At 32.7% G+C, this 15,709-nt stretch carries 16 protein-coding genes; 1 reads left to right on the forward strand and 15 read right to left on the reverse strand.

Annotated elements, in window-relative coordinates:
- Positions 1-118 precede the first annotated feature (118 nt).
- The 15 genes from HMPREF1253_RS06115 to pta all read right to left on the reverse strand — a co-directional run bounded on the left by HMPREF1253_RS06115 (position 119) and on the right by pta (position 14,365).
- Positions 119-805 carry a V-type ATP synthase subunit D gene (locus tag HMPREF1253_RS06115; RefSeq protein ID WP_023055970.1) on the reverse strand — a complete coding sequence of 229 codons (687 nt, stop codon included), beginning with the start codon at positions 803-805 and terminating at the stop codon, positions 119-121.
- On the reverse strand, positions 805-2,190 hold the full coding sequence (locus tag HMPREF1253_RS06120) for a V-type ATP synthase subunit B (RefSeq protein WP_023055984.1): 1,386 nt from the start codon (positions 2,188-2,190) through the stop codon (positions 805-807). The genes HMPREF1253_RS06115 and HMPREF1253_RS06120 overlap by 1 nt, the downstream gene beginning before the upstream one ends.
- Positions 2,183-3,955, reverse strand: coding sequence for a V-type ATP synthase subunit A (locus HMPREF1253_RS06125; protein ID WP_023055946.1), 1,773 nt, complete (start codon positions 3,953-3,955; stop codon positions 2,183-2,185). The genes HMPREF1253_RS06120 and HMPREF1253_RS06125 overlap by 8 nt, the downstream gene beginning before the upstream one ends.
- Positions 3,956-3,968: 13 nt before the next feature.
- A complete protein-coding gene (locus tag HMPREF1253_RS06130) occupies positions 3,969-4,277 on the reverse strand; it encodes a V-type ATP synthase subunit F (RefSeq protein WP_023055895.1) in 309 nt (102 codons plus the stop codon).
- Complete coding sequence (locus tag HMPREF1253_RS06135; protein WP_023055897.1) at positions 4,270-5,271, reverse strand: V-type ATP synthase subunit C; 1,002 nt, start codon at positions 5,269-5,271, stop codon at positions 4,270-4,272. The genes HMPREF1253_RS06130 and HMPREF1253_RS06135 overlap by 8 nt, the downstream gene beginning before the upstream one ends.
- A gap of 9 nt (positions 5,272-5,280) precedes the next feature.
- Positions 5,281-5,832 carry a V-type ATP synthase subunit E gene (locus tag HMPREF1253_RS06140; protein WP_023055965.1) on the reverse strand — a complete coding sequence of 184 codons (552 nt, stop codon included), beginning with the start codon at positions 5,830-5,832 and terminating at the stop codon, positions 5,281-5,283.
- A gap of 13 nt (positions 5,833-5,845) precedes the next feature.
- A complete protein-coding gene (locus HMPREF1253_RS06145; RefSeq protein WP_023055898.1) occupies positions 5,846-6,316 on the reverse strand; it encodes a V-type ATP synthase subunit K in 471 nt (156 codons plus the stop codon).
- A gap of 1 nt (position 6,317) precedes the next feature.
- Positions 6,318-8,264 carry a V-type ATP synthase subunit I gene (locus tag HMPREF1253_RS06150; RefSeq protein ID WP_023055911.1) on the reverse strand — a complete coding sequence of 649 codons (1,947 nt, stop codon included), beginning with the start codon at positions 8,262-8,264 and terminating at the stop codon, positions 6,318-6,320.
- Positions 8,251-8,574, reverse strand: coding sequence for a hypothetical protein (locus tag HMPREF1253_RS06155; protein ID WP_023055967.1), 324 nt, complete (start codon positions 8,572-8,574; stop codon positions 8,251-8,253). The genes HMPREF1253_RS06150 and HMPREF1253_RS06155 overlap by 14 nt, the downstream gene beginning before the upstream one ends.
- Before the next feature lie 301 nt (positions 8,575-8,875).
- Complete coding sequence (locus HMPREF1253_RS06160) at positions 8,876-10,189, reverse strand: L,D-transpeptidase family protein (RefSeq protein ID WP_023055988.1); 1,314 nt, start codon at positions 10,187-10,189, stop codon at positions 8,876-8,878.
- Positions 10,190-10,348: 159 nt separating this feature from the next.
- The gene (gene floA / locus HMPREF1253_RS06165) at positions 10,349-11,350 is read right to left on the reverse strand and encodes a flotillin-like protein FloA (RefSeq protein WP_023055992.1); all 1,002 of its coding nucleotides are present in this window, start codon (positions 11,348-11,350) and stop codon (positions 10,349-10,351) included.
- Positions 11,338-12,609, reverse strand: a complete 1,272-nt coding sequence (locus HMPREF1253_RS06170) for a nodulation protein NfeD (protein ID WP_023055993.1) — start codon at positions 12,607-12,609, stop codon at positions 11,338-11,340. The genes floA and HMPREF1253_RS06170 overlap by 13 nt, the downstream gene beginning before the upstream one ends.
- Before the next feature lie 45 nt (positions 12,610-12,654).
- Entirely contained in the window at positions 12,655-13,098 is a 444-nt protein-coding gene (locus HMPREF1253_RS06175) for a GatB/YqeY domain-containing protein (protein ID WP_023055929.1), read from the reverse strand.
- Positions 13,099-13,112: 14 nt separating this feature from the next.
- Positions 13,113-13,295 carry a 30S ribosomal protein S21 gene (rpsU, locus tag HMPREF1253_RS06180; RefSeq protein WP_023055937.1) on the reverse strand — a complete coding sequence of 61 codons (183 nt, stop codon included), beginning with the start codon at positions 13,293-13,295 and terminating at the stop codon, positions 13,113-13,115.
- Positions 13,296-13,390: 95 nt separating this feature from the next.
- Entirely contained in the window at positions 13,391-14,365 is a 975-nt protein-coding gene (gene pta / locus HMPREF1253_RS06185) for a phosphate acetyltransferase (protein ID WP_369758375.1), read from the reverse strand.
- A 96-nt stretch (positions 14,366-14,461) separates the two neighbouring features.
- Here pta and HMPREF1253_RS06190 point away from each other — a divergent pair, with 96 nt between their 5' ends.
- The gene (locus HMPREF1253_RS06190) at positions 14,462-15,709 is read left to right on the forward strand and encodes an S-layer homology domain-containing protein (RefSeq protein WP_023055901.1); all 1,248 of its coding nucleotides are present in this window, start codon (positions 14,462-14,464) and stop codon (positions 15,707-15,709) included.

A 15,709-nucleotide genomic window follows, 5' to 3' on the forward strand; every position in this document is an offset into this window, starting at 1 on the left:
CCATGTTATTTTTCTTGTGTCAATTGTTTATTTTCTTTTTTCTTTTTATTTTTTTCTCTTTTTTTATCATTTTTTTCCTATTAAAAAAGAGACTGCTTTTGCAATCTCTTTTTTGTTTTTAAATTGTTATTTCTTCTGTTTTTCTTTCAACTTTCGGCTCTTTTGTTTCTTCTTTTGATATTATGTCTTTTACTTTCATAAGCCTTGTTATGTTTGCTCTTTCATTTTCGTCTAATTTCTGTCTTATGAATTTTATTGTGTCTTGTAAATCGGGTATTGTTTTGTATTCCAGAGCATTTACACGCCTTCTGGTCTTTTCTATTTCATCTGCCATTAGTTGTGATGATTTTTCTATCTGGGCAAGTTCTAAAAGTCTGTCCATTACTTTGTTGAGTTTGTCTATGGTATCGTCAAGATCAGATGTGGTTTGGCTATATCCGTAAGGATAGAAAGACCCTGTTTCTGATAGTTTTTCACTTTGAAATTTCATTACTGGTATTTCTACACTCATTACGTTTTTTGTTTTAATGTCCACTTTTGTTGTTCTTGTAGGCATGGCTACTGCTTCTTTTAACATTTCAGGGCTCATTAAGGCTGAGGCAAGAAGAAAATCTGAAAAGGAGCCGGCTAGTTCTTTTTCTACTTCTTCACGAAGTTTTTTGTTTTCTTTTATAATGTCTATAAATCTGCGCATTAATTCATCTTGCTTGTCTTTTAAAAGTTTGTGACCTCGTGTTGAAGTTTCCAATCTTCCCTTTAAGGTTGATAAATTCATCCTTGTGGGGTTGACTTTGAGTATTGCCATTAATTTTCAACTCCTCCACCGGAAAGATATTTGTCAAGCAACTTGTCGCTTATTCTCTTAAGTTCGCTTCTTGGTATTATTTTTAATAAATCCCAACCTGTGTTTAAAGTGTCTTCTATAGTTCTGTTTGTGTAATATCCTTGATTTACATATTTTTCTTCAAATTTTGTTGCAAATTTTGCAAAGGCCTTATCTGAATCAGATAGGGCTGATTCTCCTAATATTACTGCTAATTCTTTTGCGTCTTTTCCTGATGTGTAGCCTGCATATATTTGGTTCATTGTGTCTGCATGGTCTTCTCGAGTTTTGCCTTTTCCTATTCCCTTGTCTTTAAGTCTTGATAGGGATGGAATTGCATTTATCGGAGGTTCTATGCCTTGTTTGTAAAGTTCTCTTGATAAGATTATTTGTCCTTCAGTTATATAACCTGTTAAGTCTGGTATTGGGTGGGTTATGTCGTCTTCAGGCATGGTCAATATTGGTATTTGTGTTATTGAACCAGGTTTTCCTTTTATTTTTCCGGCTCTTTCATAAATTGTTGAAAGGTCTGTGTATAGATAACCTGGATATCCTCTACGACCTGGTACTTCTTTTCTTGCTGCTGATACTTCACGAAGGGCTTCTGCATAGTTTGTCATGTCTGTTAGGATTACAAGTACGTGCATTCCCAAGTCAAATGCTAAATATTCTGCACAAGTTAAGGCCATTTTTGGAGTCGCAAGTCTTTCTATTGCCGGGTCATCTGCAAGGTTTACAAACAGTACTGCCCTGTCTATTGCTCCCGTTTCTGTAAAGTCATCAATAAAAAATTGTGCTTCTTCAAAGGTTATACCCATGGCTGCAAATACTACGGCAAATTTTTCTCCTGATCCCAATACTTTTGCTTGTCTTGCTATTTGTGCGGCTACGTTATTATGAGGAAGTCCTGATCCTGAAAATATAGGAAGTTTTTGTCCTCTTACAAGAGTGTTTAGTCCATCTATTGTAGAGATTCCTGTTTGTATAAATTCAGATGGGTAGTCACGACTTGCAGGATTTATAGGCATTCCGTTTATATCAAGTTTTTTCTCTGGTATTATTTTAGGTCCGTTGTCTATAGGTTGTCCTAATCCGTCAAAAACTCTTCCTATCATATCGGGACTTACTCCAAGTTCCAAGGGTCTTCCTAAAAATCTTACCTTTGTTTCTTTTAGGTTTATTCCTGCAGAACCTTCAAAGATTTGGACCATGGCTTTGTCGCCATTAACTTCTATTACACGGCCTCTTCTTTTTTCTCCGTTTTGAAGTTCTATGTCCACTAGTTCTTCATAGGTTACTCCTTCTACGCCTTCTACCGTCATCAAAGGGCCGACTACTTCAACTACTGATTTATATTCTTTAAGCATCTTGTCTGCCCCCTTTTATTAATTCTTCCATATCTTCTTCTATCTTATCCATAAGTTGATCTAGTTTTTCCAATTGATCTTCCGGAATGTTTTTTGCTCTTGTAATTCTTTCTCTTACTGGCATCTTTTCAATTTCACTTAAATATATACCTTTATCAAGAGCTTTTAAGGCTTCTTGGTAAAATTTCAAAATAGCTTTCATCATTTTGTCTTGTTTTTCAAGAGAACAGAATGTGTCTATGTCGTGGAAGGCATTTTGTTGCAAAAAGTCTTCTCTCAATGATTTTGTTATTTCAAGTTTTAATTGGTCTTTTTCTGAAAGAGAATCTCTTCCTACTAATCTTACAATTTCAAGAAGGGCTGATTCTTCTTGTAAAAGAGACATTGCCTTTATTCTGTTTTGAGAAAATTCTTTACTTATATGCTCATCAAAATATTTATCCATTTTTGCTTGATAAAGTGAATATGAATCTATCCAATTTATTGCCGGAAAATGTCTCTTGTAGGATAAGTCATAGTCTAATTTCCAAAATACTTTTACAATTCTTAAAGTTGATTGACTTACCGGTTCTGAAATATCTCCTCCTGGAGGTGATACTGCACCAATTGCTGTAAGGGCTCCTTCTCTGCCATCGTTTCCATTACATACAACACGTCCTGCTCTTTCATAGAACTGAGCAATACGGGATGCCAAGTATGCTGGATATCCTTCATCACCAGGCATTTCTTCAAGACGACCGCTCATTTCACGAAGAGCTTCCGCCCAACGAGATGTGGAGTCCGCCATCATAGCTACTGAGTAACCCATATCTCTATAGTATTCTGAAATTGTTATTCCTGTGTAAATTGAAGCTTCGCGGGCTGCTACGGGCATGTTTGAAGTGTTTGCTATTAAAACTGTTCTTTTCATTATAGATTGACCTGTTGAAGCATCTATAAGTTCTGGAAATTCCATAAGAACGTCCGTCATTTCATTTCCACGTTCTCCGCAACCTACATATACAACTATTTGAGCATCTGCCCATTTTGCAAGTTGATGTTGTACAACTGTTTTACCTGAACCGAAAGGTCCCGGAATCGCAGCTGTTCCTCCCTTCGTTACTGGGAAAAATGTATCTATTACTCTTTGTCCTGTGATTAGTGGTGTGTTTGGGTCAATTTTTTCTTTATAGGGTCTACCAACTCTTACTGGCCATTTTTGAATCATGGTAAGTTCTTTATCGCCCTTTTCAGTTTCTATAATTGCTATTACATCATCAACATGGTAGTCGCCTTCGGCTTTTATTTCTTTTACTTTTCCCTTTATTCCATTAGGTACCATTATTTTATGAAGTACTACAACAGTTTCTGGAACTGTTCCTAAAACATCTCCAGCCTCCACTGGGTCTCCAACTTTTACTAAAGGTGTAAAAGTCCATTCTTTTTCTCTATCAAGAGCCTTAACTTCAACGCCCTTTCTTAAAAAATCCCCTGCCTTATCTTTTAAAACTTCAAGAGGCCTTTGAATACCATCATACATTTGTTCAATAAGGCCCGGTCCAAGCTCAACGCTAAGGGGAGAACCTGTGCTTAATACTATATCTCCAACACCGATACCTGTAGTTTCTTCATAAACTTGAATTGAGGCTTTGTCACCTCTCATCTCTATAATTTCACCAATAAGTTTATTTTCTGATACTTCAACAACGTCATAAACATTGGCATCTTCCATACCGCTTGCAACTACTAAGGGTCCGGATACTTTAATTACTTTTCCTGTTTTCAATAAAGCTCCTCCTTTATAAAATGTTGGAACCCACTGCTTTTTCTACATTTTTATTAATTCTATCCATTCCGATATTAAGAGTACCTTTGTTGGAAGGAATTAAAATTACAGCGGGAACAACTTCACTATTATATCTTTCTATAGTCTCTTCAATAAGACTTGCTAATTGTTCTGTAATAAAGATTACGCCGTATCCATCTTTTGCAAGACTGTCAACTTGATGACGTGCATCGTCTTTGTTGTAGGCGACTCTTACGTCAACTCCCAGGGCCTTAAAAGCTAAAACAGAATCTTTATCTCCGACTACTGCTATTTTATACATAAGTCTCACGCAACCTTTCTCTAATAAAATCTGGTGAAAGATCGTTGAGTTTTGAAATTAAAATAATTCTTAAATTTTTAATCTCTATTTCTTTGGCATATCCATAAGCAAAGACAACTTCCGGACCATAAGTAATTTTTTTACTTTCCTTTACAAGTTCCGTTAAATAATTGTCCATTTCAAGTTCAAATTTTGAAAGAGAATCTGTTTTTTCATACTCTTCAATTCCCCTTGCAATATATTTTGCAGAATCTAAGGAACGGAAAAGGGGCGATGCGGAATCTATATTTTTATTAAGATAGCCTTGATAGTCTTTTTTACTTATGTTTCCACCATCTATAATTACTTTTTTCAAAAAATTGAGATCTTTTCCTTGTTTTTTCAGCCTTAAAATAGTCTTTATATTTGTAAAATCAATTAAAGCAAGTAAATATTTTTTAAATAGATCTATGCCACTTTTTTCTACAAGTTCATTTAAGTTTTCAAAATATTTTTTGTCAATATAAATATCAATATCTTGAGGATCTTTTGTTTCCTCATAGATGTCTATTGCTTTTCTACAAATTAAATAAAGTTCTTCATAACTTGTGGATCTATTGTCTTTTTCTAAGTCCTCTCTTAAAGTTTTAATTCTTATATTGCCAATTTCAATATACATATCCCTATAATCTTCATTTTGAATTTTTTCCTTTAAAAGAACCTTTAAATTGTGATAAAGGTATTTTAAAGTAATTAAATCTATAGGAAGAGAGTCCTTAGATACAGAATAAAGCTCGTCAAAAAATCTTTGATTTTCCATTTTTAGAGCTTCTTCATAATCTTCAACCCTATCAAGTTTGTTAATATAAGTCTGATAGTTTGAATCACTTAAATAACGAAGAGTTTCATCAAGGTTTGATGCCTCAATAAGCCTTTCCATATACTGCTTGCTAAGCAGCTTTTTTTCCAAAACTCTAATGGTAGAAGAAACTTGGATAAATTTTTCTCTATCCATTTTTCCCTCCTATCTTTGGGATAATTGACTTGCAATTTGTCCTTCAAGGTCTTCTCTCATAAATTCTACAAGAGATGAAAAATCACCATTGTAAATAAGGTCATTTTCAACAAATGCAAAGCCACTTTCAACTGTTCTATCTGAAATTTTAAAGGGTAAATCCAAGGCTTTAACTTGATCCAACTTATCTTTTTGAACCATAATTTCAATGTCTTTACCTTGAAAATCCTTAAGATTTCTCTTTAAATATTTAATATAAGAATCTTTGTCAAGATTTTTAAGTTTATCTTTTACTCTTTCAAGGACCTTGTTTATTATTTCCTGACTTGCAGAAAGTTTTAAATCACGTGCCTTTAATTCTGCAGAGGTTAAAGTTTTTTCAACTAAAGCCTCGGCCTCTCTTTTAGTTTTTATTGTATTTAAAGCTGCAGAATCTTTTTCAGTTTCAATAGCTTCATCAATTATCCTTTGAGCCTTTTTTTCAGCTTCCTCTATAATTGAATCTGCTTGGGCTTTGGCATCGGATTTAATTTTTTCTAAAATATTGTCTAAATTTGACACCTTCTCACACCCTTTACGCACGTGTCATCATTAAAAATGAAATTGCAAAAGCTAAAATTGCATACATTTCAACCATTACTGCAAAAATAATTCCCTTTGCTTGTTGTTCTTCATTTTTAGCTAAAATGTTTATACCTGCAACAGAAACCTTTCCTTGAGCAATTGCAGAAAAATATCCTGCAAAGCCAACTGGTAAAGAAGTTGCAAGAAGCATAAATCCTTGACCTAAACTCATGTCAGGTGAAAGTCTGAATAAAATTAAAATTCCAATTACAAAGCCATAAAGACCTTGAGTACCAGGAAGTAATTGAAGTACAAGAGATTTACCGAACTTTTCAGGTTCTTCAATTACAACTCCTGCAGCAGCTTCCCCTGCCATACCTACTCCTTTTGCAGAGCCTGATCCTGAAACCATTACCGCAATAGCTACACCAAACGCTCCTAAAATCATTCCACCGTTTTTTATAAAAAATTCAGAAAACATTCTATTCCTCCTTAATGTTAAAATATTTTGACTCTTCTATCATATTTTTAAAGGGTCTTCCCCCGCCTTCATAAAATTTGTTAAACATCTCTACATAAACAAGTCTTGCAGAGTGAACATAGGCGGATAGGTAGGACAAAAAGGCATTGAAAAGTTGAAATACAAGAAAAATTATAACTGCAAATACAACTCCAAGAGGTCCTGCCCCAATTAAAATTCTTACAATCATGTTAACTGCAACTGCAATAAATGAACCTGCCAGACAAAGGGCCATAAGACGAAGATATGAAACAAAATCTCCTATATAAGATGTTATTCCATAGGCTGAATAAATTCCCCAGCCGATTTTTCCTCCTAAAGATTTTTCTGCTCTGCCTCCTGTTGCGGCAATACCTATTAAACCTATAATTGTTAACCACATTCCTATCTTATTAAGAATTGGACTTAAGGAAAGTGCAACTGAAATTATCCAAAGAATAATTCCAATTAAAGCAAGATACCAAACAAGTACATCGCATATAAAATCTATAAAATTTCTGTCTCTAATGTTCATATAAGCTTTGATTCCAAGAGCAAAGAAAATATGAATTGTTCCGAAAATCAAACTCATTCCTATCATTTTAACTGATTCCGTTGCCGGATCAATTAAAGCAGGCAGTTTTATTGTATCGCCGAAAAAAGATCCAAATACAAGTCCCCAAATAGTTGTTGAAATAGCAAGATACATAAAAAATCTCACCATGGATCTCATGCTTTTCTTTAAGTTAAAAAATTTAAGGCCTATAAGACAAGCTATTAAAACTATAAGTCCGTAACCTGCATCTCCTATCATTATTCCACTGAAAAGCCAATAGAAAGGTGCAAAAAGCGGTGTTGGATCTATTTCGTTATATTTTGGCATAGAATACATTGAAGTCAACATTTGAAAATCGCTTACAAATTTATTATTTTTAAGGATAATGGGCACATCTTTGTCGTCCCTATCCGCTTCTTTAACATCAAAATAATAATTACTTCCTACAACACCTTCAATAGTCTTTATAAAATCATCGACCTTATCTGTAGGAAGGTATCCTTCCATAACATTTACCCTGTCTGTGGAAATAAAATTATTTTCCGCCGACAATCTTAATTTTTCATTTTTGTTAAAATCATAAACAATCTGAAAGTCTTCAAGATCTACACAATGTTTTTCAATGCTCTTGTCCAGTTTTTCAATTTGAGACCTATAAGAAGATATGTTTTCTTCCAATTCTTTCATTTTATCCTTAACATATCCATCAGTCTTAATGTCACTTGGTGCAAAAGAGTTTTTTCTTAAACATTCAATCACTTGATCTTCTATGGATTTATCATAAAAAATGAGACCGTAAGAAAGTTTGTTCAATCGGTCAACTTCAACTAATTCTGCAAGCTCAAATTTTGAAAGGTCTTCCTTAAGTTCATTTAAGAATTTTTCAGGAATAGTTCCAATAGATACGCCTACACTTTTTAAATTTTTAAGTTCTTTTACCTCTATAGGTATAGATGACCACGGTTTTAATTCGTCAATAAGAGTTTTGTCGTTTTGAATTTTTTGTTCATAACGAGCTCTTGATTCATAAATGTCTTTAAGGTCTTTATAGTTTTTTTCAAAATCATATTTGTTTGCCCTAAGTCTTAAATCTTCAAGTGTAAAACTCTTTTGCTCTTTAGTTAAACCTTCAAGAAGTCCTTCTTTCTTTTGATACTTACTCAAAAGATCAATAGCCCATTTGCTTTCTTGGATTCTTTCATCAATAGCAATGATTTCTTCAGGAAGCTCCACTTTTTTAATTCCATCTTCACCTTCAGCGACCTTAAGATCGTTAAAGTTTGTTAGATTAAACTTTTGTAAAGCTTTTAATAATTCCCGCCTTTGTTCGCTAAATGTAAAAAGGTGGAATTTACTCATTTTAACTATTGCCATTCTCTACCAACCTCTTTACAATTTTGTCCACAATAGAATCTAAATCTTCATCTGAAATATTTTTAATTTTTCCAGATTCCCTTTTTGCCATTTTCAAAATTGGTTCCGATTTATTTTGCCCTTCTTCTCTTGCTGCTTTTAAAGTTTGAGAATTTTTTAAATCTTCTTCCTCCTTTATTTTTTTCCTTTCCTCTCGGGCTTTTAAATTTGCCTCATTAATTATTTGCGCCGCTCTTTGCTTTGCATCAGCAATTAATTTCTCAGCACTGTTTTCAGCTTCCTTAACTTTGTCAATAGCTTCAACTGCCACATCATCACCTCCCAAGATAACGATATCTTAAAAAAATAACAATAAGTATTACTAAATCTTTTATTGTTCTTTGTTTTAATTATAACATTTAATAAAGCAAAAAAATATAAAAAGCCAAGGAAATCCATAAATATATTTAGGACCAAATTTCTCATATTTTTTTATGATAAATGAAAATGTTTTCTATTTTCAAAATAAAAATACCCTTCCTAGGCTTAACAAGAAGGGTTAAAAGTAAAAACTTATTTATTTTATAATTTTAAAATTGGGATCTGAAGAATCATAAACAACAACAGGCGTATTAAGTGGGATTTTTTTCAAAAAAAAGTTTCATGTTTTCAGGAGGAGTGTTTACACATCCATGAGATCCTGCAACTTTATAAATCTGTCCTCCAAATTTATTTCTCCAAGTGGCATCATGAAGGCCACAACCAGACCAATTAAAAGGCATCCAATAATTTACATGACTTTTATAGTCTTCTCCGCTTAAAAATCTGTCCCTTTCTTTAGACCAAATGCGTCCTGTTCCCGTTGGGGTTCCATTATTTTTAGATGGATTGCCCGTAACTACATCTGATTCAATAATTAATTTTCCATCTTCATAGTACCACATGTGTTGCCTTGCTAAATCAATTTCAAGATATTTTCTTCCTATATCGTTTGGACCGTACTGACTTGCTTCAAGTTTATAATAAAGGGTCATTTCTTTATCCTTTTTTTCATTTAAAGCATTTATCAAACTTTTAGTGGAAGCCTCTATGTCTGTCAGCCAACCATATATGCCCCCTTTAACTATAGTGGGGCCTAAATTTGTTGCATAAAAATTTCTGTCCTTTTTAAAGGTATCATATTTATTTGAAAGCCCTCTTATATATGCCTTAACTTTTTCTCCATTAAGCATTAAACCCTGACCATCAAATTCATATAAATCTGCAAGTTTTTCTCCTTGAAGGATCTCAGATTTTTCTCCAAATTTATAAGTAATTTTTAAATTTAACAGCTCATTTTTTTCATCTAAAACTTTCTTAAGTTCCGGATCATTTCTATATATTTTAGGTTTTAAATAAAATTCGTTTAAATCTAAATTTTCTTTACCATTTTCAATAGCTTCTTTTATTTCTTTAAAAGCATCTGCAACTTTTAAACTTGTCCCCTCAACTTCATCTTCAATTACAAATTTATTGTCCTTAAAAATAATCTCTGCGTCTTTTGGTTCTTCCATGTTTTTGAAGGCTCTTAAATTAAAAATTGCTTTTTCTAATTTTTCTTCATTATAATTGCTTTCATTTTTTAAATTATATTCATTGGGAACTAAGATGGAAATAAACCAGTAAAAGGGATTTTGACTCACTTTGTCCTCTATAAGTTTATCTTCATAGTCAAAATCCTTTGAATCTATTCTTTCTCTGCCCCTTTTTGATTCTATATTCAAAAAATACTCGTCGGCTATTTTATCATAATTTTTCTTTAAATCAGCTATTTTCGTAAGGCCAAGATCATGACCATTTACTGTAGTAGATGGGAAAAAATAGTTGCTGAATATATAAATTCCCCCTACATAAATAAATAGCAAAAGTATAAATATGAATATAAGTGATTTTTTTATTGCCTTCATCTTTTCCTCCATAACTAATCTTAGCAAGCTCACATTTTTTTGTCTATGGATTTAAAAAATTGTAATTAAATTGTTATCTTTGATGCTTTTTTTAAATTTTTTCTTAGATTTTTTATTTTTTCATAAAAAAATGACGCTTATTTGCGTCATTTAATTTTTTTATTTGTTTTCTTGTTTATTTTTGTTTGGATCTGAAATTTTTGCTATTGCCTCTCTCATGTCAGTGTCTGATGATATGTTTTTAATTTTATAATAATCCAAAACTCCCAAGTTTCCATCTTTAAAGGCCTGTGCTATTGCAAGAGGAACTTCTGATTCAGCTTCTACTACTTTTGCTCTCATGGCTTCTACTTCAGCTTTCATTTCTTGTTCTCTTGCCAGTGCCATAGCCCTTCTCTCTGATGCCTTTGCTTCTGCAATTCTCTTATCAGCTTCAGCTTGATCAGTTTGAAGTCTTGCTCCTATGTTTCTTGCAACGTCAACGTCTGCTATATCTATAGAAAGTATTTCAAAGGCTGTTCCTGAATCAAGTCCTTTTTCAAGAACTACTTTTGATATGGAATCAGGGTTTTCCAAAACTGCCTTGTAAGTTGTAGATGAACCTACTGTTGTAACAATACCTTCACCAACTCTTGCAATTATTGTTTCTTCTCCTGCTCCACCTACTAATCTGTCAATGTTTGCACGAACGGTTACTTTTGCTTTTACTATAACTTCTATTCCGTCTTGAGCTACTGCTGATATGTTGGGTGTTTCTATTACTTTAGGGTTTACTGATACTTGTACAGCTTCAAGAACATTTCTTCCTGCAAGGTCAATTGCAGCTCCTCTTTCAAATTGAAGGGGAATATTTGCTCTTTCTGCTGCTATAAGGGCATCTACAAGAGTGTTTACATTTCCTCCTGCAAGATAGTGAGCTTCCATGCTTTCAATATTAAGATCAAGTCCTGCTTTTGTTGCCTTTATTAAGGGATTTACAATTTTTGCAGGCCTTACTCTTCTTAATCTCATTCCTATTAAGGTTGAAATTTTAATCTTTACACCAGAAAAAAATGCTGTTATCCAAAGTCTAATGGGTACAAAGGAAAAAAATATTATTAATAATACAATTACTATTAATATGACTCCTCCGCCCAAAAATCTTCCTATTATGCTTGGCATATATACCTCCTTACAAAAATATTTGTACCTTTGATTTCTGTTACTTCTACTTCTTCATCTTTACTTATATAACCTATTTCGCTTATTGCTTCGTATTTTTTATCTCCTATTATTATATACCCCGTTGGCTTTAGAGGTGTAAGGCTCTTTCCTATTGAGCCTATTTCCACATTAGGTTTATCATGGCTGGAATATCCGAAGTCTGCACTTGTGGAGTTTCTTAATGTAATCTTTTGTATAAAGGGAGACTTTATTCCCTGTTTTACAAATACATAGCTTATTACCCCTCCCACAATCATGGAAGAAGCAACTCCCATTAAAGCAATGTCCAAGCTTCGCATTGTAAGTACAAGTCCTATTACTATGGAAATTATTCCAAATATGCCTGGTAGTCCAAAACCAGGTATTATGGATTCAACTATAATTAGGGCAACTCCTATTAAAAATATAAAAATTGCATACTGATAAGAATTTCCAGCTAAAATATTTCCTAAAAAATAAAAGGCAAAGGCTAAAACTGAAATTCCTCCCGCTAAACCAAAGCCTGGAGAAAATATTTCTATTACAAAGGCTGCTACTGCTATTGTTAAAATTAAAGTTGAAATATATGGGTTTGAAATTAAATTCACGGCTTTTGCCAAAATTGGCATTTTTAAATCTTCAGAACTTGTGATTCCTTCTTTTTGAAAAACTTCATTTAAGTCTTTACAAGTTCCGTCACTTACTCCAAAGTCCAAACTTTCTTTGGCAGTTAGATTTACAAGTTTTCCTTCCTTAGTAAGGCCATCTATAACAAGGTCCTTATCTGCCATAGCTTCAACAACTTTTGCATTTTTACCTCTTTTTTCTGCAGTATCCTTTAAAAGAGTCCTCCAAAAAGATATATTTTTTTCAGTTGCCGGTATGGTTTCTGCCGAACCTATAGTTGAATTTTCTGCCATATACAATTTTTCACAGGCTATACTTATTAAAACTCCCGCAGATTCTGCCTTGTTGTTAACAAAAGCTATTGTGGGTATTTTAGCATTTAAAATATAATTTTTTATTTTTTCCGCAGACTTTACGTAACCTCCATAGGTGTCAATCTCAAAAACTATGGAGGTTTTATTCGTTTCAGCTTTTTCTATTGACTCTTTTACAAAAGTCTCAGTAGCTCCATTGATCTCACCCTTTATAGGAACAATGAAGGCAAAATTTCCTTTTGCAAAAACATTTGTCATAAGAAGCAAAAGAATTATAATTGTGCTTAGTTTTTTCATTTTGCCCTCCTTAAAAGAAAAAAAACCTAAGGTTAATCCTTAGGTTTAATTTAATAGTTCAAGTGCAATACGATTAACCTGTTTGCCGTCAGCCTTTCCTTTAACTTTAGGCATGATATTCTTCATTAATTGTCCGATTTGTGCCTTTGATTCTATTTTAAGTTCTCCAATAGTTTCTTTTACTATTTCTCTTAGCTCATCATCAGTTAATTGTTTCGGCATGTAATCAAGCAAAATTTCCATTTCAGCTTTTGCTTGATCCACAAGGTCATCTCTATTACCTTTTTTAAACTCTTCTATATCCGATTTTTTTTCTTTAAACTGTTTGGAAATTATGTCTAAAATCTGTTCATCGGTCATTTCGACACGTTCATCAACTTCACGCTGCTTTATAGCTGCACGAATCATTGTTATGGTGTCCTTACGTAGCTTATCACGTTCTCTCATAGAAGTCTTAAGATCTTCCATAAGTTTATCTTTAAGTGACATCTATACCACCTCTATTAATATCTTTGATGTTTCTTTCTACGTGCTTCTTCAGATTTCTTTTTTCTTCTTACACTGGGTTTTTCGTAATGTTCTCTCTTTCTTACTTCTTTAAGAACGCCGTTAGTAGCGCATTGTCTCTTAAATCTTTTAAGGGCGTTATCAAGAGATTCATTTTCTCCAACTCTAATTTCTGACATAGTTTCCCTCCTCTCGTAGAAAAGGTTGCCTTATCGGCAGTACTTGTTAATTATACAATAAATGCCTTAAAAACTCAATAAATTTTTATTTGAGCCTATAGGTAAGCTTGAGCGGCAGTTATAATTGCAAGAGATTCAACTTCTTGAGCGTTGCAGCCTCTTGATAAATCGTTAACTGGTTTGTTTAAACCTTGTAAAATAGGTCCTATGGCAACAAATCCACCAAATCTTTGAGCTATTTTATAACCTATGTTTCCTGCTTCAAGACTTGGGAAGATAAACACATTTGCATGGCCTGCAACAGGTGAACCCGGTGCTTTTTGTTTTGCAACACTTTCAACAAAAGCTGCATCAAATTGAAGTTCTCCATCTATTAAAATGTCTTTGTCCATTTCTTTTGCAAGTTTTGTTGCATTTGCAACTTTATCTACTTTTTCATCTTTTGCTGAACCCTTTGTTGAAAAAGAAAGCATTGCAACTTTAGGATCCATGCCAAATTGTTTTGCAGTTAAGTTTGAAACTACTGCAACCTCAGCTAAAGCATTTTCATCAAGATCTATATTTATTGCACAATCTGCAAATAGATACATTTCATCATTTCTAAGCATTATAAATGAACCGCTTGTTCTATTAAATCCTTCTTTTGTTTTTATAATTTGAAGGGCTGGTCTTACAGTTTCTCCTGTTGTATGAACAGCACCTGATACCATTCCGTCAGCTTTTCCCATGTAAACAAGCATTGTTCCAAAATAGTTGGGGTCTTGAAGAAGTTTTTCAGCTTCTTCTTTATTAAGTTTGCCCTTTCTTCTTTCAACAAGGGAATTTACCATATCTTCTGAAATATTTTCCTTAGGATCAACTATTTCAAGAGACTTTATATCTAAGTTATTTTCTTTACCTGTGTTTTTTATACTTTCAAGGTCTCCAAGAACAAGAGGCTTTATTATACCTTCTTCTTGTAATTTTATTGCAGCTTCAAGTATTCTCTTATCTTCACCTTCTGGAAAAACAATTTTTGCATTTTTTCCTTTTAATTTTTCTTTAAGTTCACTAATTAAATCTTTCATCATTACCTCCATTATTATAATCGTAAGACTTAAATATGATAAAATCAAGTATAATTGCTTTTACAAATAAAAACAGTTATTATAAATTAAGGTGATAAAATGAAAAAATTGTTAATTTTAATTTCAGCTGCCTCTTTAATTTTTATACATACATACGCCTTCACAGACACAAATAGTCACTGGGCAAAAGAAAGCATAAACTATGTTAAAGAAAAAAATCTTATGGAAGGATTTCCCGACAGAAGTTTTATGCCGGATAAAATTTTGACCAGGGGAGAAACCGCAAGCATTATATATAAAATAAGCAGAGCGAATTCTTTAGATTCTGAGATAAATTTTAAAGATGTAAATAAAGATGACTGGTACTATATACCAATTAAAAGTCTTGTTCTTCAAGGTTTTGTAAAAGATGAATCTTATTTTTTCCCGAAAAATTCCATGACCAGAATAGATTTTGTAAATCTTATCAACAATATTTATGAGCCCTTTTCCCAAGATAGATTTTACACTGATACTGAAAATTTAACTAAAAAAGAAAAAACAGCTTTAAATAATTTTTCAGGTTTATTTGCAGGCTACCCTAAAGAAAAATTTATGCCCTATAAGGCTCTCACACGAGCTGAGGCAGCTTCAATTTTTAAAAGGATAGATGATTTAGGCATAAGAAAAATCGGTTCTCAAAATCCTGATGACGAAGATTTAAGACTTGCAAAATATAAATTACAACAACTTATTTATAAAGCAGGACCCATGGAAAAAATTCCTGATCAAGTTTTAAAAAAGGCTCAAGGTTTAATGGACCAAAAAAACTTAGAGCAAATTCAAAATATGTGTATTGAATTGGAAAACCTTATAAAAGAAGGAAATGAAGAAAACAAGACCCAAAAAGAAAATAAACCTTCTTATAAACTCACGGTTAATGTAAAAGATGAAACTGGCAATCCAATAAAGGCCAGTCTAACAATAAATGATCTGCCTTTTTTAAATAATTCCCCTCTTTTGAAGGGTCTTTATTCCTTAAGTGTCAGCGAAAAAAATTATAAAAGTGAAACTACCATTATAGAAATAAAAGATCAAGATAAGGTTGTAAATATTACTTTAAAAAGAAAAAAAGAAGATCTTTATAGAATTAACATTGTAGGAACAGGTCTTATATTGAACAAAAAAGGTCCCTATAAAGCTGGTACGAGAATTGAAGTTTTACTTAAAGCACCGGATAATTTTGAACTTGAATCCTTTAAATTAAATGGCGATGAAAAATATATTGGTGATGAAAATAAATTCACCTTTATAATTACTCAAGACACAAATTTAGTTGTAATTTGGAAAAGAATAAATAATTTTTAA

The organism is Peptoniphilus sp. BV3C26 (assembly GCF_000478985.1).
Taxonomy (GTDB): domain Bacteria; phylum Bacillota; class Clostridia; order Tissierellales; family Peptoniphilaceae; genus Peptoniphilus_B; species Peptoniphilus_B koenoeneniae.